This is a genomic window from Gordonia sp. UBA7860, from assembly GCF_002500165.1.
Taxonomy (GTDB): Bacteria; Actinomycetota; Actinomycetes; order Mycobacteriales; family Mycobacteriaceae; genus Gordonia; species Gordonia sputi.
Window position 1 is genome coordinate 19,338 of record NZ_DLSO01000120.1, and the last position, 26,262, is coordinate 45,599.

The window sequence follows — 26,262 nt, forward strand, 5'->3', positions numbered from 1 at the left end:
TGGGATTTCGCGTTCGATCGAGTCGGTGATCGCAGTGTGGGCGACCATCAAGGCCGGCGGAGCCCCGCTACCTGTCGACCCGCGGCACCCGGCGGACAGAATCGCCCACATGCTCATCGATTCGGGTGCCCGACTCGGACTCGGCGTCGACCGAGACCAGTCGGTCTTCGACGCAGCGCAGATGAACGCCCGTGCGATCGACTGGCTGCCTGTGGACGTCGAAGAGCTCGCTGACCGCGACTCCGACGACAGCGGGGAGGCGGCCTCGTTCCCGACTGCCGACGATCTCAACGCGCCCGTACATCTCGACTCGCTGGCCTACCTGATCTACACCTCTGGCTCGACCGGCACCCCCAAGGCGGTTGCAGTGTCGCACCGCGGCATCGCTGACCTGCTCGCAGAACAGGAGCACATCAGCGGACGCGGTGACGACACCAGAATCCTGCACGTCGCATCCCCGAGTTTCGACGCGGCGTTCTTCGAGATGTTCTGGGCGTACGGGCTCGGAGTGACGTTGGTGATCTCACCGTCGGATATCTACGGAGGTGACGATCTCGCCGCGGTTCTCACTCGCGGACAGGTCACCGACATGGTCATCACTCCGTCGGTCCTCTCCACACTCGATCCCGCACAGGTCACGTCACTCCGCCATCTCGCGACCGCCGGAGAGGCGTGCTCACCGGAGCTCGTCCAACGGTGGGCGCCAACGGTATCGGTGTTCAACCTGTACGGCCCCTCGGAGACCACGGTGTGGTCGACGGTGTGGGCGAACGGGCAGATACCCGGTGCGGATGCGCGAGGGTACGAGACCGTCGACGTGACCATCGGTCGTCCGATCCACGGCTTCTCTGCTGCCGTCCTCGACGCTCGACTGCACCCGGTTCCGGTTGGTGTCGTCGGCGAGTTGTATCTGTGTGCCGAGGGTCTCGCGCGCGGCTACCTCGCGCGTGCGGGACTGTCGGCAACGCGATTCGTCGCCGCGCCGTTCGGTGCGCCGGGCGAGCGCATGTATCGAACCGGTGACCTCGTCCGGTGGACTGCCGACCACGAACTCGAGTACATCGGGCGGTCGGACTTCCAGGTGAAGATCAACGGTCAGCGTGTCGAACTCGGGGAGATCGACGCGGCGCTGACCGCTGACGATGCCGTGCTGCAGGCGGTCACGCGCGGAGTGGCATCACCCACCGGTGCCACGAGATTGGTGTCCTACGTCGTCGGAACGCAGCCCGGCTCCATTGACGTTGCCGCACTGCGGAGTCGGATCGCGGCCCGCCTCGCCGAGTACATGGTTCCCGCCACGATTGTGGCGATCGACGAACTGCCGCTGACACCGACGGGCAAACTCGACCGAGCCGCGCTGCCCGATCCGGGCATCGAGGTCGAGGGGATTGTGTTCCCGGCCAATGGTGTCGAACGCACGATCGCAGACATCGTTGCGGCCGTGGTCGGCGAGCCCGAGATCTCGGTGACCCGCTCGTTCTTCGAGCTCGGCGGCGACAGCATCTCGTCGATTCAGTTGTCGTCTCTGCTGCGTGCCGCCGGGTACACGATCACCCCGCGCGACATCTTCGAGCACCGCACCGTGCGTGCCCTGGCGGCCGTCGCCACCTCCGAGATCGTCGACACCCTCGACGAACTGCCGGGAGGAGGGGCCGGCGAGGTAACGCTCACACCGATGGCGCGTTGGCTCATCGACCATGCCGACGATCCCGCCGATTTCGCCGACTTCTCCCAGTCGGTGGTGTTGGTACTACCGACGGAGGCGACCGACGACCACCTCGCCGACGTTCTCGGCGCGGTGGTGACACGTCATCCGCTTCTCGCATCGAGGTTCACCGCGATGGGGCCGGGCGGCTTCGACAGGGGCGACTTCCGTTGGGACGCAGGCCTCGAGTTCGATCCACGGGGAGCGATCATCACTCGCGAGGTGGCCGCGGAGCCGGGAACCGTCGAATTCGACGACGCCGTCACACGTGCGCACCGTGACGCGCTCGACGCACTCGATCCGGCTCGCGGAGCGATGCTGGCCGCGGTGGCGCTGCGCCCGCAGGCCACGGGGCGAGCACAGTCCGACGGGCGTCTCGTGCTCGCAATACATCACCTCGCGGTCGATGCGGTGTCGTGGCAACCGTTGATCAGTGATCTCTCCGCTGCGTGGGCGCGCGTCGCCGCGGGTGAACCCGCGTCGAACGACACTCTCGGCGAGGGCACCTCGTATCGACGTTGGGCACATGTGCTCGCCGATCTGCCGGTCACCGATCGAGCGCTGGAGTTCTGGGAGAGGCAACTCAGCGCGGACGGCCCCGCACTCGGTGCGCTGTTCGACCGTGACCGCGACAGGATGTCCACCGAGCGTGCCGTTCGCATCGACGTCGCGGCCGATACCACCGCGTCGCTGGTGGCTGATGTGGTCGCCGCATTCGGTTCGCGCGTGGACGATGTGCTGGTCGGTGCGCTCGCGGTCGCCATCGATTCGGTCCGTCGCTCCGAGGGCGATGCGTCATCGGACAACGGTGTGCCGATCATGCTGGAGAGCCATGGTCGTGAGGAGTCGGTGGCGCCGGGAGCAGACCTGACTCGCACGGTCGGCTGGTTCACCAGCCTCGCGCCGGTGCACGTTCCTGTCGACGGCGTGGATCGTGCGGCCGTCATACGAGCAATCAAGGCGGTCAAGGAATTCCGAGTCCAAGCCCCCGACGGTGGGCTGTCGTTCGGTGTGCTCGAGCAGTTCGCCCCGGTGACAGCGTCGAAGCTCACCCTGCCAGCGGTCAATTTCAACTACTTCGGCAGCGCCGCAGCAGACGGTTCCGAAGCAGGGGCGGCCCCGGCATTCGGCACTGCTCCCGAGACATACGAGCTGCCGCCGACCCTCACCGGCCGAATGGTCTCACCCGCCGAACTGTCGGTGAATGCCGCGGTCAATGTCGTAGACGGTGTCCGAAAACTGCAGGCGCGCTTCACTTTCCCTGAGGCAGTGCTCGACGAGACAACGGTCGACGACCTCGCACACCGCTGGATCGAGATACTCGACGACCTCGTCGACTTCGTGGCAGCCGGTGGCGATCCCGGTCGGAGCCCGTCGGACTTCCTCGCCTCAGACCTCACCCAGCGGGAAATCGACGAAATCATCGCCCGCTACGGCGAGTGCCAGATCTGGCCGTTGTCACCGCTTCAGCGCGGTTTGTACTTCCAAGCCGAGTTGATGGCTGAGGGTGATGGAGGTACGCCGGAATCGGCGGATGTGTACGTGACACAGGCCATGCTGAAACTCGACGGTCCGATCGACGTGGATCGACTGCACGCCGCGGCCGACCAACTGCTCGCGACGCATGCGATCCTGCGCAGCGCATATGTGCGGACCGCCGCGGGCTCGGTTGTCGCGGCGGTGCCGTCGGTGGTCCGTCCGGCGTGGACCGAGGTCCATCTCGACGGCCGAGTTGCCGGGAATGCCGACGACCGTGTGGAGGAGTTGGCGACACGAGAGCTCCGCGTTCCGTTCGACATGTCGACCCCTGGTCTGATGCGTTTCCTGCTCGTGCGCACCGATATTGACGAGCATGTTCTCATCATCACCAACCACCACATCCTGCTCGATGGGTGGTCGGGTCCGATCGTCGTCACCGATCTCCTGCACGCCTACCACACCGGACGCCCTGCGACCGACCCGGATGCTCCCGGATACGAGAAGTTCCTCGCATGGCTCAGGCGGAGCGACGACGCTGCGGCCCTCTCTGCCTGGCAACGTGTTCTCGCACCGATCGAGGGACCGACGTTGGTCGCGCCGAACCCATCGGCCGACAGCACCGAGCCGACCGATCACGTGGTCGAGGTCGACGCCGAACTCATGGCGGGGCTCACCGCTGTTGCCCGGGAACACGATGTCACGATGTCGGTGATCGTCCAGGTGGCCTGGTCGATTCTGCTGTCACGCATGGTGGATCAGCAGACCGTGGTGTTCGGTGAAACGGTGTCGGGTAGACCCGCCGAGGTCGATGGTGTCGAGCGGATGGTCGGTTTGTTCATCAACACCGTGCCCGTGGTGGTGACGGTGTCCGACGACAAGGCTCTCGCAGCACTCGCAGTCGAACTCCAGCACGCGAAAACGGCTGTCCTCGACCACCATCAGGTCGGCCTGGCCGACATCGCGGCATCGGTCGGAGAGTCGACGCTGTTCGACACACTGACCGTGTACGAGTCGTATCCGGTGGACACCTCGGCAGCCGCGCAGGCAGCGTCGACCGGCTTGGCGGTGACTGCGGCGAGTGGGCGGGACGCAACTCACTATCCGCTCAATCTCGCGGTGGCGCCGCATTCCGAGGGCATGCGCCTGACGTTGAAGTACTTGCCCTCGGCGTTCACCGACACCCAGGTCGACGCACTCGCGACGTCTGTGTTGCAGGTTCTGCGTCAGATCGCTGAGGCGCCGACGACCCCGGTGCGCGACGTGACACTCCTTGACCGGGCAGATACCGATCGCATGGCCCGGGCGTGGGGAGACCAGGGCCCGACGCCGCAGACGCTGCCCGAGATGTTCACCGCCACAGCAGCCCGGACGCCCGGTAGTGATGCGCTCACCTTCCGCGGCGCGGCCATGTCCTACGCCGAGCTCGACTCGGCGAGTTCTGCGTTGGCGCGCCAACTGATCGCCACAGGCGTCGGTCCGGAAACGGTTGTCCTGTGTGCATTCGACCGCTCCGCGGTGCTGCAGGTGGTGCTGTGGGCAGTGGCCAAGGCAGGCGCGGTGTTCTGCCCGATCGACCCGAAGTATCCCAGCGATCGCGTTCGCATGGTTGTCGAGGACAGCGGCGCCACCATCGGTCTGGCGCAACCGGATGTCGTCGATGACCTACCCGACGGCGAGAACTGGATCGTTCCGGAATGGATTGGTATCGACGACGAGTCGCTCGCGGCCACGCTCCGCGACCACTCATCGGCTCCGGTCACCGATGCCGACCGGCGGGCGAGGCTCGACGTCGACAACGGTGCGTACATGATCTTCACGTCCGGTTCGACCGGTCGTCCCAAGGGCGTGCTGGTCACCCACCGCGGCGTGGGTAACGTTGCGACCGCGCTGCGCGAGAAGTTCGGTGCCGACAACGCAACTCGCTGGCTCGGTGTGAGTTCACCAGCGTTCGACGCCGCGTTCATGGAAGTGCTCGCAACCTATCCGCACGGCGGGACCCTGGTGATCGCCCCGAGCGACGTCTACGGCGGCCCCGCGCTCGGCGATCTGATGCGTGGTGAGCAGGTCACCGGAGCGTTCATGGTCAACAGCGTTGCCGCGTCGGTACCGGTGACCGAGGGATTGGCGTTGCGAGACATCCTCGTCGGCGGCGAGGCATTGGCGCCGGGCGAGGTCGGACGCTGGACGGCCGCTGACTCCGCGCCCCGCTTCCACAACGTGTACGGGCCCACCGAGACCACCATCATCTGCACGGGCACCGGCCCGCTGACCGCCGGTGAGCCCATCACCATCGGTGGGCCACTCGACGGTGTTCACGCTCTGGTGCTCGACGATCACCTGCGGCCGGTCCCGATCGGTGTCGCGGGCGAGCTCTACATCGCGGGTAACGGTCTCGCGCGCGGATACGTCGAGCGGGCCGCGCAGACCTCCGAACGCTTCGTGCCCAATCCCTACGATGCTCCGGGGGCACGTATGTACCGCACCGGCGACCGGGTTCGCTGGGCCTCGTCGACCGCTCTGGAGTACTTGGGACGCACCGACTTCCAGGTCAAGATCCGAGGCCTGCGGATCGAACTGGGCGAGATCGAGGCGGCATTCAGCCGGATCGACGGTGTGACAGGTGCCTGTGTGATCGACGTCGCGCGCCCCGACGGCCCTCAGCTCGCCGGATACGTCACGGTCGACCCCGACATGTTCCAGCAGAGCACTGCCGACGGCAGCGATGACCGAGCCATCGCCACGCGGATTCGTACCGCACTGTCGGCGTTGCTGCCCGCCTACATGGTTCCGGCGTCGGTCACAGTGCTCGACTCCCTGCCGCGTACTCCGATCGGCAAGGTCGACCGGCGCGCACTCCCTGAACCCGACTTCGGACCCGATCGTGACGTCGTTGCGCCGCGCGACGAGAGGGAAGAAGCGATCGCAGCCGTATTCGCGGATGTGCTCGGCGTTGACGAGGTGTCGGTCACCGAGTCGTTCTTCGACATGGGCGGTAACTCACTCTCGGCGACGCGCGTGGCGGGCCGGTTGTCGGCACTGATGGGCGAACACGTCGGAGTGCGGGTGCTGTTCGAGAACCCCACTGTCGCCGGACTTGTCGCCGTGGCACCGACATCGTGGTCGGGGTCGACACCGGGTTCGGCGGAGGCATCGTCGCTCGTGCCGCAGGCGAGGGGCGAGACGATTCCGCTGTCGTTCGCCCAGCAGCGGATGTGGCTGGTGAACCAGATCGATCCGACCTCCGCCGGCTACAACATTCCGTTCGTGCTGGAGATGAAGGGACATCTCGATGTAGACGCACTGCGCGCCGCATTCGTCGACGTCCTCGCCCGGCATGCAACCCTTCGGACTGTCTATCCGCAGGTCGACGGAGTTGTGCAGCAACAGGTCATCGACCAGGAAGCCGCAGCGCAGCGCCTGGAGTTCGATGTCGTTGCAGCTTCACCCGATGAGTTGTCACGACGTAGTGCTGAGATCATCAGCGGCGGTTTCGATGTGACGACCGATCTACCGATCCGGGTAACCGTCCTGCAGGCCGCGCCCGGCGAGTGCACTCTCGTCGTCGTGCTGCACCACATTGCGGCGGATGGGTTCTCGCTTGGTCCGCTGCAACGAGACCTCGTCACGGCGTACGCCGCGCGGCGCAGCGGACAAGCAGAATCGATCCTCGAGGCGCTGCCCGTCGATTACGCCGATTTCGCGATCTGGCAACGCAATGTGCTCGGGGATCGCGACGACCAGGACTCGTTGCTCACCCGACAACTCGACTACTGGACGCGGGTACTCGCCGGCGCACCCGAGGTCACGCCCCTCGCGACGGACAGGCCCAGGCCGCCGATCGCGAGTAAGCGCGGCGACGCCGTTGCGGTCGAGGTCGACGAGGCGACGCGGGCGGCCGTGACGCGGTTCGCACGCCGCCATCGGATGACACCGTTCATGGTGTGGCACCTGAGCCTTGCGATCCTCGTCGCCCAGTCGAGCCCGAGAGATGACGACGGTGTGGACGTGGTGATCGGTAGCCCGGTAGCCGGACGTGGTGACCGGGCGCTCGACGACATGGTCGGTATGTTCGTCAACAACGTCGTATTGCGGACGCCCATCCGCAGCAGTGACGACGTCGCACACCTTGTCGAACAGGTCAGGAGCGTCGACGTCGAAGCGTTCGCGCACAGCGACGTTCCGTTCGAGGTATTGGTCGATGAGCTCGTCGCGACGCGCACACAGGCGTTCGAGTCCCTGTTCCAGGTCGGGTTCACCTACCAGAACTTCGACCCGGTCGGCGGGGCCCGAGTTCATGGCGGGCCGACGCGCGGCGCGGCGACGCAGGCCGCCGCCGGTGCCGATGCAGACCTCCAAATCGAGGCGGTGGCACCCGAAACGGAGTACACGCGCCACGACCTGGGCCTGACGCTGGCCGATGTTGTCGATGCGGATGGACGCACCGACGGCGCTGCCGCAGTGTTCCATTACGCGACCGATCTGTTCGACAGGCCGACCGTGGAGAGCATGGGCAGGCGATGGATGCGCATCGTCCGTGCGATCCTCAGCGCCGACAACGCCGACGCACTGAGCACGACATCGGTTGGCGCCGTGGCGGCGTTGTCGGGGGCAGACCTGTCGGCCGTGACCGCGGCCGAATCGGGAGAGGTTGTCGACACCGGGGTGTCGACCTGGGCGGAGCTCATCGACAGGCGTTGCGTTGCCTCTGCCGACGAGCCTGCGATCATCACGCCCGAACGCACGTGGACTTTTGCAGACCTCGCGGTTGACGCACGTAGGTTGGCTCGACGCCTCATCGGTCTGGGGGTCGGGCCGGATGAGGTCGTCTCGCTCGGAATCCGGCACAGCGTGCACCAGATGATCGCGGTGTATGCCATCGGACTGTCCGGCGGAGCCTACTCTCCGGCTGATCCACACCTCCCGGTCGAACGACTGACGACCATGCGTACCGTGACCGGCGCGAGCGCCCTGGTGACCTTGGCCGAGGACCGAGATGTGTTCGCGGCCGCGGGATTCGACAACATCATCGTGCTCGACGAACCGTCGCCCGACGCCACAGCCACTGATCTGGGGCCGATCATCGACGCCGACCGCGCGTCGACGCTGCGGCCCGACAATGCCGCATATGTCATGTTCACCTCGGGGTCCACCGGGACGCCGAAGGGAGTGGTGGTCACCCAGCGCAATCTCGTCAACTTTGCGCAATGGTGGCAATCACGCGTCGGGCATGACGCCACGCATCGTCGACTCCGGTTGTTGGACTTCGTCTTCGACGGGTCCCTCGACGACATCGTCGCGCCGATGGCCGGCGGGTGCGCGCTGGTAGTCGCCGACGAAGCACTCCGCGACGTCGGAGCGCTTGCCGAACAGATCGAGCGCTACCGGATCACGTCGGTGTCGGCTGTTCCCGCGTTGCTGTCGACGCTTTTCGAGATCGCCGCGCCCTCTCAGTTGTCGAGCCTGCGACTCGTGGACACCGGGGGCGAGGCGATTTCTCCCGATCTCGCTCGACGCATCATCGGTGGTGGGGCGAAGCTGGTCAACGGCTATGGCCCGGCCGAGACGACGGTGAACGCCACCGACGCGATCGTGACGGCAGATCGGCTCGAGGGCATGAGTGTTCCGATCGGTGAACCCGTGTGGAACTCGCGTCTGCTCGTACTCGGTGAACGTATGCAGCGGTGCCCGGTGGGTGTACCGGGTGAACTCTATGTCGCGGGCCGGCCGGTGACGCGGGGGTACGCAAGCCAACCGGCACTGACCTCAAGTCGCTATGTCGCAAGCCCGTTCGGCGGGGGTGAGCGGATGTACCGTACCGGCGACATCGTGCGCTGGCGACGCGACGGATCGCTGGAGTATCTGGGTCGCAACGATCATCAGATGAAGTTGCGTGGTCAACGCCTCGAACCGGGCGAGATAGAGGCCAGAATCGCTGCCGTCGACGGTATCACCCAGGTGATGGTGACCGTCGTCGACGACGAGCGCGGTAACGCACATCTGGTGGCCTATCTCGCCGGTAATGGAGACGCACAACCGGAAACGGCGTCGATCCGCTCTGAGGTCGAGCGAGAACTACCGAACTACATGGTCCCGACGACGTGGGTCGTCCTCGACGAGTGGCCGACGAACAACTCCGGGAAACTCGACCGGAGTCGGCTTCCGGTGCCCGATTTCGGCTCGAGCGCACAGGAATTCGTGAGCCCGGTCGGGATCGGCGAGGTCAACGTTGCCGAGGTGTTCGCCAGGATTCTGGGAGTCGACCGTGTAGGAGCGGATCAGAATTTCTTCGATCTCGGCGGGAACTCGCTGTCGGCGGCACGTCTGGTGGCAGCGCTTCGGGAACGGACTGCTCAGCGAGTCGAGTTGTCGTGGGTGTTCGCCGATCCCACCGTGCGGGGCATTGCCGCCAGGCTCGACGCCGAGCCCGGCGACGTGGGCATGCTCAGCGATGTGGTCATCGCATTGCGTTCACAGGGCGCGCGAGCCCCGCTGTTCTGTATCCACCCCGCAGGCGGACTTGCCTGGTTCTATGGCGGATTGGCTCCCTATCTCACCGATCGTCCGATCTACGGTGTTCAGGATCCGCACGTGGTCGCCGACGAACCGCTGGCACACTCCGTGACGTCGATGGCTCGCCGGTATGTTGCCGAGATTCGTCGAATCCAGCCGTCGGGCCCCTACCACCTGCTGGGCTGGTCTCTGGGCGGCGTCGTGGCGCACGAGATGGCCGTCCAGCTGGACGCAGCCGGGGAGCATGTCGGGGTCCTGGCTGTGATGGACGCCGCGGTCGGTTTGGCACGACCGGAAGCAAGCGTTGACGACGAGTCGTCCGCCGGCGGCAGCGGGTCCGCCGGCGAGGGATCGACGGCGACTCCCGATGTCGCAGAATTGCTGGGAGCATGGCGAGAACTCTTCGACCTGGAGCCCGCACAGGGCGCCGCAGCGCCAGAGGACGTCATCGCACTGATCAGGTCCCAGCTGTCGGCCACCGGGCTCTTCGACGATGCGCAGATCGATCGGGTGATGGAGAGTTTCGCGAGCGCCGAAGAAGTGTCGCCGCAGCACGACGCCGGGATATTCGACGGCCCGATGACGGTGTTCACCGCGTTGCAGGGCAAGTCGGATCCGGCATCGATCAGCCGAGCCTGGAGGCCATTCGCGACCGGCGGCATCGACAATCATGACGTCGACGTTCCTCACCTGGGGATGACCGACCGCCACGCACTGTCGTTGATCGGTCCCGTGTTGGAAGCCCGACTGCGTGATGAGGACGAGCGCAGTGCTCTGGGCCCGAGGCCCGACAGTGCTCTGGGTACACATGTGCCCGACGACACGACGCGAGAGAACGGAGAGTACCCGTGATCGGCCGGTAACTCAGGGTCGCCTAATATCGCGGGAGTGTGATGCCACCCGTTCTCAGGGCGACTGTCGCTTCACGCCATGGGTGTAAGGCGGGCAAGTGACAACCACAGCGAATGCGGCGCTGCCGGATTCGCTGCGACAAGACGGCAGTGCCGTCGTACGACGTAACCAACGAGCCAGACACCACCAACGAGCCAGACACCAACGAGCCAAGACACAGAACACGTTTTCAGACACAGAAGACGAGTTGGACAGAACACCGGGAGATGATGCGAGATGACCAATCCATTCGATGATGAGAACGGCCGTTTCTACGTACTGGTCAACGACGAGAATCAGCACTCGCTGTGGCCGACCTTCGCCGATGTGCCCGCCGGGTGGACAAAGGTGTTCGGCGAGGACAGCAGGGCTGCGTGCCTGGAGTACGTCGAGAAGAACTGGACCGACCTGCGTCCCAAGAGTCTGATCGAGGCGATGGAGGCCGACAAGGCCGCTGCCGATGGGTCGGGAGCAGATGCCGGAGATCAGCCCTGACCGTGGACTAGGTAACGTCCGAGCATCGCTTTCACTGCAGCATCAGCAACACTCAAGAATCCCATGCGTATCTCACGTTAAATTCGAGTGGACGATGGACAAACGTCCATGTGTGTTGTACGTCACAGTTGTGGCTCCCGGGTTTTCAACCCGTAACCAGCAGGGAATGCTTGATCACAGTCAGTCGATCGGTGAAGTGATGCCGTATGGTGCGACAACAGAGTTCCGTGGGGGAGCGGCAAATGGACCAATTGTTGAGTGATATTCAGACGAGGGCGCAGGTGACGCCCTGGCTACCGGCTGTACGAGTGGCGGGAGACGTCGTCACCTACGGTTCGCTCGGGGAGGCGATCACGGCGTACGCGGCTGTGGTGGACAAGCACGGAATGTCGCGTGACTCGGCGTTCTACGCGGCCATCATGCACACCTTGCCGTCGTTGTCGTCGGTGGGAAATCCTGATCGGCAAGGTGTGATCATCGATCAGATCGTCGGCTGGCTGAGTAGGCATCTACCGCCGTCGACGGGCGATCTCCGTGTCGCCATGTGACTGACGCCGCTTCGTCGGCCGGGGCCAGCCTCGCCGACGGTGTGCCCGACTGCCGAGCTCGGTGTGAGTATCGCGGTGCGAATCGCGCGGGCGTCGTGTTCAGACGCCGACAACCACCAGCACCAGCAGCAGAATCGGCACGCCGATCAATGCGGCGATCGTGCCGAGGACGATCCCGGTGATGGCACGTGCGCTGCCGTGGTAGCCGGGCTTCCGGTTGATCTGGCGAACGCCTGCGGCTCCGAGCGCGACCGACAAGACGCCTAGAACGCCGCCGATCCCGAGTATCGGGACGAGGGGCAGCGCGGCCAGTGCGGTCGCCAGCGACGCGGTCGACAGGGGTGCGGGTCGGGTCCGCTGCGGCAGTGGACGTACCGGCGCGAGGGGCACGGGAGTGAGTGCGACGCGGTCGGGGTGCGCGAGGTCCCAGTAGTCGCCCACCTCCGGAAGCGGCGAATCCCTGGTCGTGTCGCGTACTCGCGCCATGGGCACCGGAGAGCGGTGTGGGCGTCCGGGTGTGTGTCGCGAGGGCGTTGCCGTATGCGGAGGCGTCGTATCCCGTGGCCGTGTCGTATGCAGTGGCGTCGGATGACGGAGGTGGCGTCATCGACTCGAGATCATTCGACGACGGCCAGCGCTCGTAGCGCTGCGTGAGCGTCGGTTCAATCGGCGCGGTCTGGTGTTCGGTACGCATCGGCCCTCCTCGCGACGAGTGTACCGAGGTCCACACGGTGATCTCAGCTGCTCGAATCCGCTCGGCGGTGCCGGCCGGTGACTCTCACCGCCCCGCAGATGCCAACTGCGCCGCCCCGGTGGTACGTGGGACGGCGCAGTTTCATGCGTGTGGCCGGGCTTCGCCGGCGGTCGGGGATCAGCCCCCGTGCTGGCCCATCATCGAGCTGAGCTGGGTCACGGCATCGCCGGACAGTTTCCAGTCGCCGTCGACCTTCACGTACGAGAGCGTGATGTTGGCCGGGTTCGGGGAGTGCGGGCTCTTCACCTCGACGCTGGCGTCGGCCTTGTCGTCGCCGGTCTTCTTGACCTCTGTGACGGTGTAGACATCGGGTCCGTATCCCGCAGCCGACGCGCCCTTGGCGTACGCCTGGATTGCGGTCTTGGTGACCGGATTGGTGGTGTCCACGACCTTCTCGAGATCTTCCGAGGAGGTGTTCGAGTCGACTGCCTTACGCAGGATGTCCTGGGCGTCGGAGTTGGTCAGGCCTGCGATGGCCGCCGCTGCCTGGCTGGTCGCCTCGGTGACCTTGCTCGTGGCGCTGGCCACGGTGTCGCCGGCGCTGTCCGAATCCGAACAGCCCGCGACGGCGACGAGTGCAGTGCCCGCGATCATGGCTGCTGCGAGAGATTTCCGAAGCTTCATTGCTACTCCTGACGACGTGAATGGTTGACGACGTAGTTCGTGACGTAGTTGGTAAGGACACACTAACCCACGGTCTCCGGACTGCATCGGGAGGATTCGTGCGGTACCGTCGGCAAGGGAATTAAGCGGACCTTGGTCCGGTTATGGCCAGTGAAAGGTTTCGTATCCGTCATCCCAGGAGGCATGACAATGCAGTTCGGACTGTTTTCCGTCAGCGACATCACGGCCGACCCGACGACGGGAGTCGAGCCGAGCGAGCACGAGCGCATCAAGGCATCGGTGGCGATCGCCAAGAAGGCCGAGGACATCGGCCTCGACGTCTATGCCCTCGGTGAGCATCACAATCCGCCGTTCTTCTCGTCGTCGCCGACGACGACGCTGGCCTACATCGCAGCCCAGACCAGCACGTTGCAGCTGTCGACCGCGACGACCCTGATCACCACCAATGATCCGGTCAAGATCGCCGAGGACTTCGCGATGCTGCAGCACCTCGCCGACGGTCGCGTCGACCTGATGCTCGGTCGCGGCAACACCGGCCCGGTGTATCCGTGGTTCGGCAAGGACATCCGCCAGGGCATCCCGCTGGCGATCGAGAACTACCACCTCCTGCACCGCCTCTGGACCGAGGACGTCGTCGACTGGGAGGGCAAGTTCCGTACCCCGCTGCAGTCGTTCACCTCGACACCGCGTCCGCTCGACGACGTCGCGCCCTTCGTATGGCACGGGTCGATCCGCAGCCCGGAGATCGCCGAGCAGGCCGCGTACTACGGTGACGGCTTCTTTGCCAACCACATCTTCTGGCCCGCCGAGCACTCCAAGCGACTGATCGACATCTACCGGCAGCGCTATGAGCACTACGGTCACGGAAAGGCGAGCCAGGCGATCGTCGGACTCGGTGGTCAGTTCTTCATCCGGAAGAACTCGCAGGACGCCGTCAACGAGTTCCGCCCCTACTTCGACAACGCGCCCGTGTACGGACACGGCCCCTCCTTGGAGGACTTCACCCGCGAGACGCCGCTGACCGTTGGCAGCCCGCAGGAGTTCGTCGACCGCACGCTCTCGTTCCGGGAGACCTTCGGCGACTACCAGCGCCAGTTGTTCCTCGTCGACCACGCGGGTCTGCCGCTCAAGACGGTCCTCGAACAACTCGACGAGCTCGGAGCAGTACTTCCCGAACTCCGCAAGGGATTCGCGGAAGGCCGTCCAGCAGATGTTCCCGACGCCCCGACGCACCAGTCGCTCGTTGCGCGCAAGCTCGCCGACGCCGAGCAGGAAGCTCAGGTGAACGTATGACAGCGGTGAAGCTGGTCGCCGTCAACGCCGGGCTCAGTGAGCCGTCGTCGACGAGGATGCTCGTCGACCGGCTCGTCGACGACACCGCATCGACCGTGCGGGCGCATGGCCGTGATGTCGATGTCCTGGTCATCGATCTGCGCGATCTCGCTGTGGACATCGGTCGTTCGCTGGCAACGGGATTCGCGACGGGATCGGCGGCAGATGCCATCAGGTCGGTAGAGGACGCCGACGCGCTGATTGTCGGGACCCCGGTGTTCAACGCCTCGTACTCGGGTCTGTTCAAGTCGTTCTTCGATCTTGTCGATGTCGATGCGATGGAGGGCAAGCCGGTACTCATCGCAGCGACCGGCGGCAGCCCCCGGCACTCGATGGTCCTCGACCACGCGCTGCGCCCGCTGTTCGGCTACCTGCGCACCGTCGTGGTACCGACAGGCGTGTACGCGGCGTCGGAGGACTGGGCGTCGACCTCGGGCGACACGACGTCGCTCTCCGACCGAATCCGCCGCGCGGCGACACAATTGGCGGCCCTGCTGTCGAGTGGGTCGGGTCTGGCGGCGGTCACGTCGCAGGCGCCGGACTCCGATCATGGTGACCGGCGCGCCCATGCGGGCGAGGAGGCGGGGATCGCCAACTTCGCACGCCTGCTGGCCGGCAACTGACCGGTAGGTGCGTCGGACGTTGCGATATCCGACGCGACGAGTACCTATGCGCGCCCGGGAGTGTTCTCCCGGGCGCGCAGTCGTGTGCCGGGGAGGGTGGGGGCGGGCAGGTGCTGTACCTCGCCGGTATAGCCCTGCACCTGGCCGAAACGCTCGCTGTGCGCCATCCACTCCTCGCGCGCGGCGACGATCTCCTCGTGGCTACGGCCGACGAAGTTCCACCACATGATGATGTCGTCGTCGAACGGGGCGCCTCCGAGCACGATGACGCGGGCGTCGTCGTCTCCGCGGTTGGCCAGGGTGATCGAGTCGGTGCCGATCCCGACGTAGCCGAGTTCGGTTCGTTCGAGCGCGGCGGCCGTCGAATCGACGATCTCCACCCGCCCCGAGTCGACGAGGAATCCGTGTTCGAATCCGGGGTTGACGTCGAGGGTGCCGTCGGCTCCCGGCGGGATGCGCAGTTCAGCGCCCAGCAGCGGCGTGAACGTCTCGACCGGCGACGTGCTGCCGAGCAACGTTCCGAGAAAGACGAGTGCCGTCACGTCGCCGACGGTGATCGCCGGTGGTGCGTAATGGGCGAAGTCGCGCGCGGTGTTCGCCGCGTCTGCAGGGAGCGCGACCCACAGCTGCACGCCGTGTAGGACCGAGGTGTCGGGGGTGGAGACCTCGGTATGGGCGATGCCATGGCCCGAGGTCATCAGGTTCAGTTCGCCCGGACGCACCATCGCATGATTGCCCATCGTGTCCCGATGCTCGATCTCACCGGTGAAAAGCCAACTGACCGTTTGCAATCCGATGTGCGGATGCGGAGGCACATCCATGCCGCCGGTGGCCGAGACGCCGTCGGGTCCGTAATGGTCGGCGAAACACCACGCTCCGATCAGCGATCGCTCCCGCTGCGGCAGGGTGCGGTGCACGGTCATGGCACGCGGGCCGCCGAGCGGTACGTCGCGCGCGGTGAGCACCTCGACCCGCAGCGATCCGTTGTGATCGGGGTCGGCGTTCTCGACCTCGGTCTGACAGTCGATTTCGGCCGGATGTGCTTCGAGGTTGCTCATGGCGTCACGCCTTTCGGCTTCTGTGCTAATCGGCTCTTGTGCTATTCGGCTTCTGGGGCTGATGACGCCAGTCTAGGAACAGTCGGGTCGACGACGCGTGCGCGGTGCGATCGGCGAGCGGTCCGCGGCGCGATCTCAGAGATCGGTGGCGTCGTCGAACGTCATGGCCAGGTGTCCCACCGACATCGTCATGGCGGCGTGCCGGGCCAACTTCAGGCCGCGTAGTTCGTCCGCGATCGGGTGTCCGCCGAGCGTGAGGGTTGCGCCGCCGATCCGGGCCCGGACGCCGCTCAGCGATCCGAGTCGCCACGGTATCGAGCGCAGCTTTCCGTCGAGGCACGAGTAGGCGGTGAGTCCCGCATCTCCCGGAGCCGCGGGGACCGGCAGGCCCGGTGCGGTCTCGAGGGCAGCGATGAGCCGTCCGTCCTCCGACACACTGCCGCGCTTACGCGAGCCATCGTGGTCGACGTCGAAATCGGCGAGAAACTTGGGAAAGCCCCAAATCCCACGTCCAGCCTGTCGGGTGAACTCACCGTCGACGGGGAGTCGATGGATCAGCGCGTGCGCATCGCCGCGCACCACAGAGCCGAGCGCGCTGAGCGGCGACGCGGGCGCAGCCGGATTCTCGACGAGCAGGCATACCCCGAACTCGTTGTACGGGCCGAGATCTCCGTCGACGTAGTCGACGAACACCAGCATCACCATGCCGCGGCCCGGGCGTATCCGCAGCGGACGAAGCGGAGAGGCACCCGACGCCGCTATGGTTCTCGCCATCGCGTCGACGTCGGCGGTGAATCCCGCAGCGATGCACCGCGCATCTCTGACCTCGACGGGCATCGTGAGCGTGGTACCTGCGACGGTGTGGGTCGACGGGGAGGGCATGAGGCCCCTTTCTGACAGTGATGTATTCGGGCGGCGACGTATTCGGGCGGCGACACTCGGCGACGGCCTTCTGGTGACGTGGCCGCCCGAGCGTGCCGCGACGAACAAACAAGAACGTGTTCTAGTTTGGCATACCGTCTGCTCTCCCGGTCTGAATGTGTGTCTTATCGATAGATGTGGCTGCTGCAGCGCCCACATCTATCGATGGGACACACATTTAGCGTGCGGCTTTCGGCGCCGATTCTTGCGAATGCAACAAAGGCCCCATTTAGGGGACTACCGACATGTCAGACCTAATCCTTACTATTTGCTGAGTGTTGGGGATCGCTGTCGTAACGACATGATGTAAGGACGTAACGGTGACCGTAGTAACAGAGACCGGGGGTGCCCTCGGGGCGCCATCGCCCGTGCCTGTGTCCCCTGTTGTCGCAGATCGCGGCGCGGCGTCGAATTCATTCGGCTCCGCCCAGATCGCCCGGATGGACGACTACCGCCACGGCCATGACGCCGCCGTGGCACGTCGGCCGATGCTGTCGCGCCGCGAGGTCGAGGTGTTGTTGACCTGGCTGCGTGCGGAATCAAAAGAGGACGCCGCGGCGACGCTGTTCATTTCAGCCTCGACCGTGAGCACCCACCTCGCGCGCATTCGCACGAAGTACACGGCCGCGGGTCGCCCCGCCCCGACGAAGACGCACCTGCTGGCTCGCGCTCTGCAGGACGGCTACACCAGCCTCGACCGCTGGTGAGGTCTCACGCCCCGATGTCGCGGGCGAGAGACGGCCAGGTCTGGTGCAGGTCGTCCTGCCAGTAGCCCCATGAGTGGCTTCCGGCGGGACGCAGATTGACCTTGGCGGGAATGCCGAGCTGAGCGAGGCGCGTCGCCATCTGGCGTGTGCACTGATCGATGCCGAACTCGATCGCGCCGCCGAGCAGAGCCTGGTTCGCCAGTACCAGCCCGTCGCCGTCGATCGACGGATCGGACAGGCGTTCGTGCTTGCCGGGAAGCCCGGTGCCCGCGGTCATATAGACCCTGGTGCCGCGTAGCTTCGCCGCGTTGAGATAGGGATCGTTGGCCCGCCAGCCGGGTCCGTTCAGCGGTCCCCACATATTGACCATGTTGCCTCCGCCGCGGTTCTCGACGACGAAGCGGATGTATTGCTGCCCGACCGGGTCGCTGGTGCGCGCGCAGCCGCTGAACGCGGCAATCGAGCGGTACAGACCGGGGGCAGCGAGCGCGAGGTTGAACACCGTGGTCCCGGCCATCGAGATGCCCGCTGCAGCAACCTTTCCCGTGGTCGGGAAGCGCTTGCCGATCAGTGGTGGCAGCTCTTTGGTGAGGAACGTCTGCCACTTGTTGCGGCCGAGGACCGGGTCGTCGCGTTGCCAATCGGTGTAGTACGAGAACGCACCGCCGATCGGGGTCACGACATACACGTTCTTGTCGGCGAAGAACTTCTTGTAGTCGGTGCGGGCATCCCAGGTGGCCGAATCCTCGCCACCGCCTGCACCGTTGAGCAGGTACAGCGTCGGTGCCGCACGGGTGCGGTTCTTCGGGGTCAACACCGTGACCGGGACGATTCGATCCATCGACGCCGAGTGCACCATCAGCGTCACCTGCTGGGGTGAATCGTCGGTGGAACTGACGATGCTCGACGTCGGCGCCGCCTGTGCGGGTGCTGTCGCCCCGAGGAACGCGGCCAGCATGAGCCCAAGGGTCAGCCAGATCAGGTGTTGTCGACGCATTGTTCACTCCTGCGATCACTCGGGACTTCTCCGAGGCCGCCCTCTCGGCGATCTCCACCCCGTAGCCGTGCGTCGCGGCTACAGCGCGACCTGCGTCAGGATATCTGTCGTCGGTTGAGGCGATCCACCCTGTGGCTCGATGGTCACCGCGAGCACGGACGAGTCGTCGAGCGAATCGATCACGTGCGGGGCAGCGGAGCCGGTACCCGCGACGAGGCCCGCCGACACCGGCGTGGCTGCTTTGCCGATCAGCCACAACTGGAACGTCTGGTCCGCGGCGATGGGATTGCGCTGGTCACGCACCACGGCTACGGCGCGGTTCGCCGACTTCGAACTCACGACGGTGATGGTGCCCCGATTGTCGGCGAGCGACGAAACCGTCGACCGCGCGTCCGGTGCGGCGAGAATGTCGGACACCTGTTGGGCGGTGGTCGACGACGGTGTCTGCTCCGGCGCTGTGGTGCGCCCGATGAGTACACCCGCACCCAGTGCGACGGCCAGCGCGACCGCCGCGGCGCCGACCGCGAGCGCCACGCGCCCGCGCCTGCTGCGCGCACGGTCGATCGGGACGACGGTCGACGGCTCTGAGTCACTCTCGGAGGCGCGCTGTTGTTCGGTGTCGGAGACGCCCCGCTGATCTGTGTCGGAGACGCCTGTGGTTTCGGTGTCGGCGCTGAATGCGCGGTCGAGGACCGTCGCGCGCAGTTCGGCGGGCGCGGCGAGCGCGAATCCACTCGCGAGGTCGGTGATGGCCGACTGGATGTCGGTGATGCGTGCGAGGTAGATCCGGAGTTCGACGGCGCTGAGGTCGTCGAGTTCGCGGCGCACGCGTTCGGTCTCGGCGGGCGTCAGCGCGTCGATGGCGTACAGCTCGACGTGGTCGTCGAGCCAGTCGGTGTCAGCCATCGGCTTCTCCGTGCAGACATTTCTTGAGCCGTCGGAGGCCGTCGCGGATGCGGGATTTGATGGTCGGCAGCGGAGTGGACATGACCGCGGCGACCTCGGGGTAGGTCATGCCGTTGAAGTACGACATCTCGATGCTGGCGCGCTGAAGCTCTGTCAGCCGATCGAGGCACGTGTGCAGGGTGCGGGTCTCCTCGCGGTCGACGACCACCTCGAGCGGGATCGGGTGCGGGGTGCTCGCGTTGCCTGCGCCGTACTCGGCGGCTTTGCGCTGCTGGAGTTCTTCGGTGCGGACACGGTCGACGGCGCGCCGGTGCGCGATCGTCATCATCCACGTGATCACCGAGCCGCGCGACGGCTGATACTGGTCGGCCTTCTGCCAGTACTGCAGGTACGACTCCTGTACGATCTCCTCGGCGTAGTGCACGTCACGGATCACCCGCAGGGCGAGGCCGTAGATGCGCGCGCTGGTGAGGTCGTAGAGCTGAGAAAATGCAGCGCGGTCGCCGCCGGAAGAGGCGGTCAACAGATCACGAAGGGTGCTGGCTTCCGACGTCGAGCCTGCGGGGCGGTCGTCGTCTCCCGTCGCTGCGTGGCCCGATGTCACTCCACCACCGTAGCCACGCCCGAGCTCGGGTGTGGCGGTTCGGTCCATACGGCGTCGTGTCGGATCGACATCGGCGCGCCCATCGGGCCGATGACTCATCTGCTTGCCGCGCGCCGATAGAGCATCAGCGACAACGGCATGCACACCGCCAGGATCGCCACGCTCCAGCCGATCGAGTAGGCGAGCGCGTGGTCGGCGACCCACCCGGACGGTGGCACGAAGTTCGACGGCGCGCCGTTGCCGAGGTGATCGCGACTCGTGGTGGCGACGGCTGTCACCGGATTCCACTCGGCGATCGTCCGAAGCGGCCCCGGCAGGCTTGCCGCGGAGATGAAGGCCGACGACAGGAAGGTCACCGGAAACATCCACAAGAATCCGATGCTTTGCGCCACTTCGACATTGGGTGCGATCAGTCCGGTGACCGCACCGACCCATGCCATCGCGAGCGCGAACACGATGATCACCCCGAATGCGATTGCCGCGTCGGCGAGCGAGCCGTGGACCCGCCAGCCGATGACGAGGCCGCTGATTACCATGACCGTGAGTCCGACGAGGCCGAGCAGCATGTCGGAGCCCACTCGGCCTGCGATGACTGCCAGTCGTGACATGGGCAGCGAGCGCAGCCGGTCGATGATTCCGTCGGACATGTCGTTGGCGAGTCCAACCGTGGTGAACGCCGCGTTGAAAACAACAGTCTGCGTGAAGATCCCGGCCATCAGGTACTCGCGGTAGGAGTGTCCTCCGAAGGTCGCGCCGAAGACATAGGCGAAGAGGAACACGAACATCAGCGGCTGAATGGTCGCGCTGACGAGCAGGGTGGGGATACGTCGCACAGTGAGCAGATTGCGCTCGACGAGGACTGCGGTGTCAGTGAACATCGGCGGGCTCCCGTGTGTCGAGGCGCGTCGTCGTAGCGCTCGTGTCGTCGTCGACTGCGTGCTCGGTCAGCTGAAGGAACACGTCGTCGAGTGTCGGTCCGGCGACGGAGACGCTGCGTGCAGGTGTGCCTCCCGCGTCGAGCGCGCGGATGGCATCCGGGATGTCGGCGGCGCCGTCGGCGACCGGCACCGTCCATGTCCCTGTTTCCGACCGATGCGGGTTTCCGACGCCGATCGCCGCCAATGTTCGTGCGACGACAGCGGATTCGGAGACGGTGTGCTCACCTTCGAACTCGACACTGAGGATTTCCGGGGTGATCGAGTTCTTGAGCTCGTCTGCACTACCCTGCGCGCGGATTCGTCCGTGGTCGATGACGGTGATCTCGTCGGCAAGCGTGTCGGCTTCCTCGAGGTACTGGGTGGTCAGCAAGACGGTGGTTCCCGCATCCACCTGCGCGGCGATCAGGTCCCAGATCTGGCGTCGACCGCGTGGGTCGAGTCCGGTGGTCGGTTCGTCGAGGATGACGAGTCGCGGGTGGTTGATGAGTGCTCCCGCGAGGTCGAGTCGCCGCCGCATGCCGCCCGAGTAGGTGCGCATCGGTCGGTCGGCGGCATCGTCGAGTCCGAGTTCGGCGATCATGTCGCGCGCAAGGGCCGACGCGTCGCGTCGACGATGGCCGTAGAGCTGGGCCACCATGCGCAGGTTCTCGAAGCCGGTGAGCGTGCCGTCCACGGCGGCGTACTGCCCTGAGACACCGATGATTTCACGCGCCCGGTCGGGTTCGCGCAGCGCGTCGATCCCGGAGACGGTCACCGTGCCGGCATCGGGGCGCAGCAGGGTCGCCACCATGCGAACGGTGGTGGTCTTGCCCGCACCGTTGGGCCCGAGCAGCGCGTGCACGGTGCCTGCCGGGATGGTGAGGTCGAGATCCTCCACGGCGATCACGGCGCGCCCGCGGCGCAGCAGGCCGGAGGTGAATACCTTTCGTACACCGCGGATCTCGAGTGCGTTGCGTGTGGCCGTGTCTGGCGTATCCGCGTCGATGGGCCCAGTCATGTTGATGGGTTCAGCCATGTTGATGGGTTCAGTCATCCTGTGTCGTCCTGTGGTCGGCACGCGTACTCCCTTCCATTGCTTCGATGAGGCTCTTCGGCCGTAGGTCGGTCCAGTTCTCGTCGACGTAGCGCAGGCAGTCGTCGTGGTCGGACGGCCCGTGCACCCGACGCCAGCCTGCGGGGACAGGCGCGAACTGGGGCCACAGCGAGTGTTGGTTCTCGTGGTTGACCAGCACCAGGAAGACGCCATTGACGTCGTCGAACGGATTGGTCATGAGTGATTCCTCCTCAGTTGATGTCTTCGGTTGGCGTGACGCGACTGGTGTAGCGCCATCGATGGGACGTCGTTGCGGCGTCGTCTCTGCGATGCCGCGCTGATCGACGCGGTGGTGGCGAGAGGGCGTAAGCGAAATCGGCCACGTTGTCCGGCAGCAGCATTCGTGCGTGCGTGCAGTCGACGTCGATGTTGCGGATGTACCCGTCGACGTAGGGACGCCATCCGTCGACGGCTCGCGCTCCCGGCTGTGATGCCCTGGTGGCGGAGACGAAGGTGATGTCTCCGTGGAACACTCGCGGGCGCCACGGATTGGCGAGGGAGCCTGCCTGCTCGAAAACGCGGTGCACCGTGCCGAATTCGGCTCTCGACAGCCCCGCGAGCATCCCGCCCGCCGCCCGCACCGCGTGCCAGGCGTCGTCGACATCGGGCGATGCGGTGGGATCGGCGGTGACGGAATCGGTTGCGGTGATGCCGAATTCGATCATGAGCTCACCGATGGAGGGTTCGGTGACGAGGTCGGGGCGGTCGGAGAGGACGTACGAGTCGAGGATCGTCAGATCGCCGACCTCTTCTCCGCTTCCCTGGAGGATCACCGCGATCTCCTGGGCGATGATCCCGCCGAGTGACCAACCGAGCAGGTGGTACGGCCCGGTGGGCGCAACCGACTGGATCTGCTCCGCGTAGTAGGCGGCGAGCTCGCCAAGGGACGACGGGGCAGGTTGCCCGGACAGCGAGGGGTGTTGGAGTCCGTAGACGGGACGGTCGGGTTCCAGGTGGGGGAGAAGCGACGCGAATGCCCACGAGAGTCCGATCGCCGGATGTACGACGAACAGCGGCGCAGTCGCCGATGCGGACTCGCGCGGTGTCGACCGCAGCGGGATGAGTACCTCCCAGGCGGAGCGGGAGCCTTCGGTGCTGTCCAGCTCGTGTGACGCGGGGTCGATCTGGGCCGCGAGTTCTGCGACGGTGGGTGCCGCGAACACCTGATGTGCGCGGATTTCGACTCCGAGAGCGCTCGACAGACGATCGGTGAGAGTCGTTGCCTGTAGCGAGTTTCCGCCGAGGTCGAAGAAGCTTGCGTCTGCCGCGATCTCATCGTCCGGCAATCCGAGCACCTCGACGAAGATGGCCGCGATGGTCTTCTCGGTGCCGGGGAGCGGGGCGCGGCCGCGTCGTGTGATCTCCGGCGCAGGGAGTGCCGCGCGGTCGAGCTTGCCGACCGGGGTCAGCGGGATCTCGTCGAGGATCGTGACCGTCGCGGGCACCATGTGGCGCGGAAGACGTTGTCGCAGAAGACCCCGCAGGTCGTCGCCGAGAGCGCTTCGTTGCGAGTTGTCGACGAAGGCGGCTCGTTCGGTGAGCGTCACGTAGCTGTGCAGCGTGGAACCGCCCTGCGTCGACGTGGAGTCGCGCTGGTCGGGGCCAACGACCACGGTGACCGCGAAATCGACACGCGGGTCGGCGGTCAGGGCGTCGTCGATTTCGCCGAGTTCGACGCGGAAGCCCCGGATCTGTACCTGACCGTCGCTCCGTGCGACGTAGGACAGTCGCCCGTCGCGCGTCCACCGGACGAGGTCTCCCGTGCGGTACATGCGGTGACCCGCGAACTCGTCGCCTGCGACCATCGGGACCGGCAGGTACCGGGTGGCCGTGAGGGCGGGGCGACGGTGGTAGCCGCGAGTCACCTGCGATCCGATCAGATACAACTCGCCCACAACACCTGCGGGTACCGGATGCAGCCGCGCATCGAGGACGAGTGCGCTCACACCGTTGTTCGGTGTGCCCATGGTCAATTCGTCGTGTGCGCGCAGCGGGTCGCTGGAGGTGGTGATCACCGTGGTCTCGGTGGGGCCGTAGACATTCATGATCCGACGCCCCGCCGACCACCGTCGCGCGAGATCTGCTCCATAGGCCTCGCCGCCGATTGCCAGGCACTTCAGCGTCGGGGCGTCGGTCGGCGACATGCTCGCCACCGCGGCGGGCGTGATGAATGCGTGGGTGACCCCGGTTCGAGTGAGGAACTGCGCCAACGGTTTACCGCCGAAGACATCAGTGGGAGCAATGACCAGGCACGCCGATCCCGCTGCGGCGAGCAGGAATTCGAGCACCGAGGCGTCGAAGCTCGGTGACGCGAAATGCAGAACCCGTGAGCCTACGTGTGGTGTCATCCGCGCTTGCAACTCATCTCGCACCGCGCGCAACCCGGAGTGTGGTACCAGAACGCCTTTCGGGCGTCCGGTCGAGCCAGAGGTGTAGATGATGTAGGCCAACTGATCGATGCCTGCGGGGGTCGCCTCGGCATCGGTGAGCGGCGCTGCCGACGTCTGTGTGAGCCGGTCGAGTACGGGCTGCTCGTCGACGACGATCACCGGTGTGGTCGACGACGGGATGCGCTCACGGGTTGCCGAGTCGGTCACCACGAGCTGCGCACCACTGTCGGTGAGCATGTGCGCGATCCGCTCGGGCGGATACGTCGGATCGACGGGAACGTAGGCGGCGCCGGTTCGCACGATCGCCCAGATGGCGACCAGCGCTTCGATCGACCGCGGAATGGCCATGGCCACGACAGGTTCTGCCACGGAATCAGAGTCCCTGACGCCGCTCGCCAGAAGCAGTCGTGCGAGTCGGTGCGCTCGTGCGTCGAGCTCGCGGTAGGTGATGTAGGTGTCGCCGTCGGTGGCGGCGATGCCGTCGGGGTTGCGTGACACGGCGTCATCGAGAATCTCGCCGAACGTCATCGGTTCGCCGCTGCGCGGTCCGCGCGCGGGGGCGACGTCGGCCACCTCGAGGGGATCGGTGATGCGGATATCGCCGACAGCCCGCTTGGTGTCGGTGGTGATCGCACGAACCACCCGCAGGAATCTGACAGCGAGATCGTGGGCGTCGCGGTCGTCGTACCGGTCGGCGGCGAATGTCACCTCGAGGGTGGCGTCGGGGGAGTGCAGGTGCGCCACCGTGAACTGGAGACCGAATTTTGCCTGTGCGGAGCCGATCTCGTCGATCTCCCCATGTAATCCCGGCGCCAGCTCGACCTGGCTGTGCGCGACGTCTGCCCCGTAGTCGTGGACAGAGAGTGCGACCTCGAAGAGTGGATGCCCGCCGACCGACCGGTCGGGGTTGACCGCGGCAACGACGTCGTCGAAGGGCACGTCGCGATGGTCGAGCGCATCGAGATCGTCGTCTCGTACCCGCGCGAGAAGATCGCGAACGGGCTCGGTGCCGTCGAGCCGTGTGCGCAGAGCGAGGGTGTTGACGAACATTCCGACGACGCGGGTGAGGTCGGTGTCGGAGGTATCGGCGAGTTCGGGGACGTCCCGATTCGCCACTGGCGTGCCGATCACCACGTCGTCGCCCACTCCGAGTCGGTGCAGGAGGGTGGCGAGCCCGGCGTGGAGCAGGGTGAACGGGGTGGTCGAATAGGTTCGTGCGCAGTCGATCACAGCGTTGCGCAGCGCGTCGTCGAGTGGGATCGATACCGAACCGGCCAGTGACGGTGAACCCTCGGGTGCGTCGGCCCGAGTTGGTGCGGTTCGGGTCGGCTTGGGTGCGCAGTCGGCGGGTGCGCCGGCGAGCAGGTTTGTCCAGTAGGCGAGATTGTCCTCCGCGTCAGTTCGACGGTCGGCCCCGGTGACGATCGCCGCATAGTCGCGATAGTCGAAAGCCGAAGCCTCCCAGATGGTGTCACGGCCGCCCAGCCTCTCGGAGTAGGCCGTGGCGAGGTCGTCGATCAGAATCGGCAGCGACGCCCCGTCGGCCGCGGCATGGTGGATGAGGAGGACGAGGATGTGCTCACCCGTGGTGCCCTGCGAGATCCGCGTCAGGAGGTGTGCGCGTATCCCCGGCTGCGCCGAGATGTCGATCGGGGTGGTGCACAGGTGCTCGATCAACGCCGACGCG

Annotated in this window: 17 protein-coding genes (1 of these 17 cut by a window edge); 6 read left to right on the forward strand and 11 right to left on the reverse strand. The window is 65.9% G+C overall.

Annotated elements, in window-relative coordinates:
- From B3T59_RS14820 to B3T59_RS14830, 3 genes are all read left to right on the forward strand, one after another.
- Nucleotides 1-10,546, forward strand: part of the annotated coding region (locus B3T59_RS14820; RefSeq protein WP_287003997.1) for a non-ribosomal peptide synthase/polyketide synthase (this coding region is incomplete at its 5' end). 19,337 nt of the annotated region lie to the left of the window's left edge; 10,546 of its 29,883 annotated nt are in view.
- Nucleotides 10,547-10,822: 276 nt separating this feature from the next.
- Nucleotides 10,823-11,080: an MbtH family protein gene (locus B3T59_RS14825; RefSeq protein WP_064868209.1), complete on the forward strand. Its 258-nt coding sequence runs from the start codon at nucleotides 10,823-10,825 to the stop codon at nucleotides 11,078-11,080.
- Between the two features lie 242 nt (nucleotides 11,081-11,322).
- A complete protein-coding gene (locus tag B3T59_RS14830) occupies nucleotides 11,323-11,628 on the forward strand; it encodes a hypothetical protein (protein WP_287004001.1) in 306 nt (101 codons plus the stop codon).
- Nucleotides 11,629-11,727: 99 nt separating this feature from the next.
- Here the strand turns inward: B3T59_RS14830 and B3T59_RS14835 are convergent, their stop codons facing one another.
- Nucleotides 11,728-12,114 (reverse strand): hypothetical protein, encoded by a 387-nt coding sequence (locus tag B3T59_RS14835; RefSeq protein WP_287004003.1) that lies wholly within the window; start codon nucleotides 12,112-12,114, stop codon nucleotides 11,728-11,730.
- 385 nt (nucleotides 12,115-12,499) lie between these two features.
- Nucleotides 12,500-13,006: a DUF4878 domain-containing protein gene (locus tag B3T59_RS14840; RefSeq protein ID WP_287004005.1), complete on the reverse strand. Its 507-nt coding sequence runs from the start codon at nucleotides 13,004-13,006 to the stop codon at nucleotides 12,500-12,502.
- Nucleotides 13,007-13,195: 189 nt separating this feature from the next.
- Here B3T59_RS14840 and B3T59_RS14845 point away from each other — a divergent pair, with 189 nt between their 5' ends.
- Both B3T59_RS14845 and B3T59_RS14850 read left to right on the forward strand, forming a co-directional pair.
- Nucleotides 13,196-14,299, forward strand: coding sequence for an LLM class flavin-dependent oxidoreductase (locus B3T59_RS14845; RefSeq protein WP_064868201.1), 1,104 nt, complete (start codon nucleotides 13,196-13,198; stop codon nucleotides 14,297-14,299).
- On the forward strand, nucleotides 14,296-14,961 hold the full coding sequence (locus B3T59_RS14850) for an FMN reductase (RefSeq protein WP_287004007.1): 666 nt from the start codon (nucleotides 14,296-14,298) through the stop codon (nucleotides 14,959-14,961). The genes B3T59_RS14845 and B3T59_RS14850 overlap by 4 nt, the downstream gene beginning before the upstream one ends.
- Nucleotides 14,962-15,005: 44 nt before the next feature.
- On the opposite strand, the gene B3T59_RS14855 is transcribed toward B3T59_RS14850, so the two are convergent.
- Nucleotides 15,006-16,019, reverse strand: coding sequence for a pirin family protein (locus tag B3T59_RS14855; protein ID WP_287004009.1), 1,014 nt, complete (start codon nucleotides 16,017-16,019; stop codon nucleotides 15,006-15,008).
- 135 nt (nucleotides 16,020-16,154) lie between these two features.
- Nucleotides 16,155-16,901, reverse strand: a complete 747-nt coding sequence (locus B3T59_RS14860) for an acetoacetate decarboxylase family protein (RefSeq protein ID WP_287004011.1) — start codon at nucleotides 16,899-16,901, stop codon at nucleotides 16,155-16,157.
- A 413-nt stretch (nucleotides 16,902-17,314) separates the two neighbouring features.
- Between B3T59_RS14860 and B3T59_RS14865 the strand changes: the two genes are divergently transcribed.
- Nucleotides 17,315-17,647, forward strand: coding sequence for a LuxR C-terminal-related transcriptional regulator (locus B3T59_RS14865; RefSeq protein ID WP_051994091.1), 333 nt, complete (start codon nucleotides 17,315-17,317; stop codon nucleotides 17,645-17,647).
- A 4-nt stretch (nucleotides 17,648-17,651) separates the two neighbouring features.
- Here B3T59_RS14865 and B3T59_RS14870 read toward each other — a convergent pair whose 3' ends face one another.
- From B3T59_RS14870 to B3T59_RS14900, 7 genes are all read right to left on the reverse strand, one after another.
- Nucleotides 17,652-18,644 (reverse strand): alpha/beta hydrolase, encoded by a 993-nt coding sequence (locus B3T59_RS14870; protein ID WP_005208417.1) that lies wholly within the window; start codon nucleotides 18,642-18,644, stop codon nucleotides 17,652-17,654.
- Between the two features lie 78 nt (nucleotides 18,645-18,722).
- A complete protein-coding gene (locus B3T59_RS14875; RefSeq protein WP_064868191.1) occupies nucleotides 18,723-19,550 on the reverse strand; it encodes an anti-sigma factor in 828 nt (275 codons plus the stop codon).
- Complete coding sequence (gene sigK / locus B3T59_RS14880; protein ID WP_197500840.1) at nucleotides 19,543-20,202, reverse strand: ECF RNA polymerase sigma factor SigK; 660 nt, start codon at nucleotides 20,200-20,202, stop codon at nucleotides 19,543-19,545. The genes B3T59_RS14875 and sigK overlap by 8 nt, the downstream gene beginning before the upstream one ends.
- A 47-nt stretch (nucleotides 20,203-20,249) precedes the next feature.
- On the reverse strand, nucleotides 20,250-21,032 hold the full coding sequence (locus tag B3T59_RS14885; protein ID WP_005208414.1) for an ABC transporter permease: 783 nt from the start codon (nucleotides 21,030-21,032) through the stop codon (nucleotides 20,250-20,252).
- Nucleotides 21,022-22,125, reverse strand: coding sequence for an ABC transporter ATP-binding protein (locus B3T59_RS14890; protein ID WP_064868189.1), 1,104 nt, complete (start codon nucleotides 22,123-22,125; stop codon nucleotides 21,022-21,024). Before B3T59_RS14890 ends, B3T59_RS14885 begins: the two co-directional genes overlap by 11 nt.
- Nucleotides 22,118-22,363 carry an MbtH family protein gene (locus tag B3T59_RS14895; protein ID WP_005208412.1) on the reverse strand — a complete coding sequence of 82 codons (246 nt, stop codon included), beginning with the start codon at nucleotides 22,361-22,363 and terminating at the stop codon, nucleotides 22,118-22,120. Before B3T59_RS14895 ends, B3T59_RS14890 begins: the two co-directional genes overlap by 8 nt.
- A 13-nt stretch (nucleotides 22,364-22,376) precedes the next feature.
- A partial coding sequence (locus B3T59_RS14900) for a non-ribosomal peptide synthetase (RefSeq protein ID WP_287004017.1) occupies nucleotides 22,377-26,262 on the reverse strand: 3,886 nt, incomplete at its 5' end.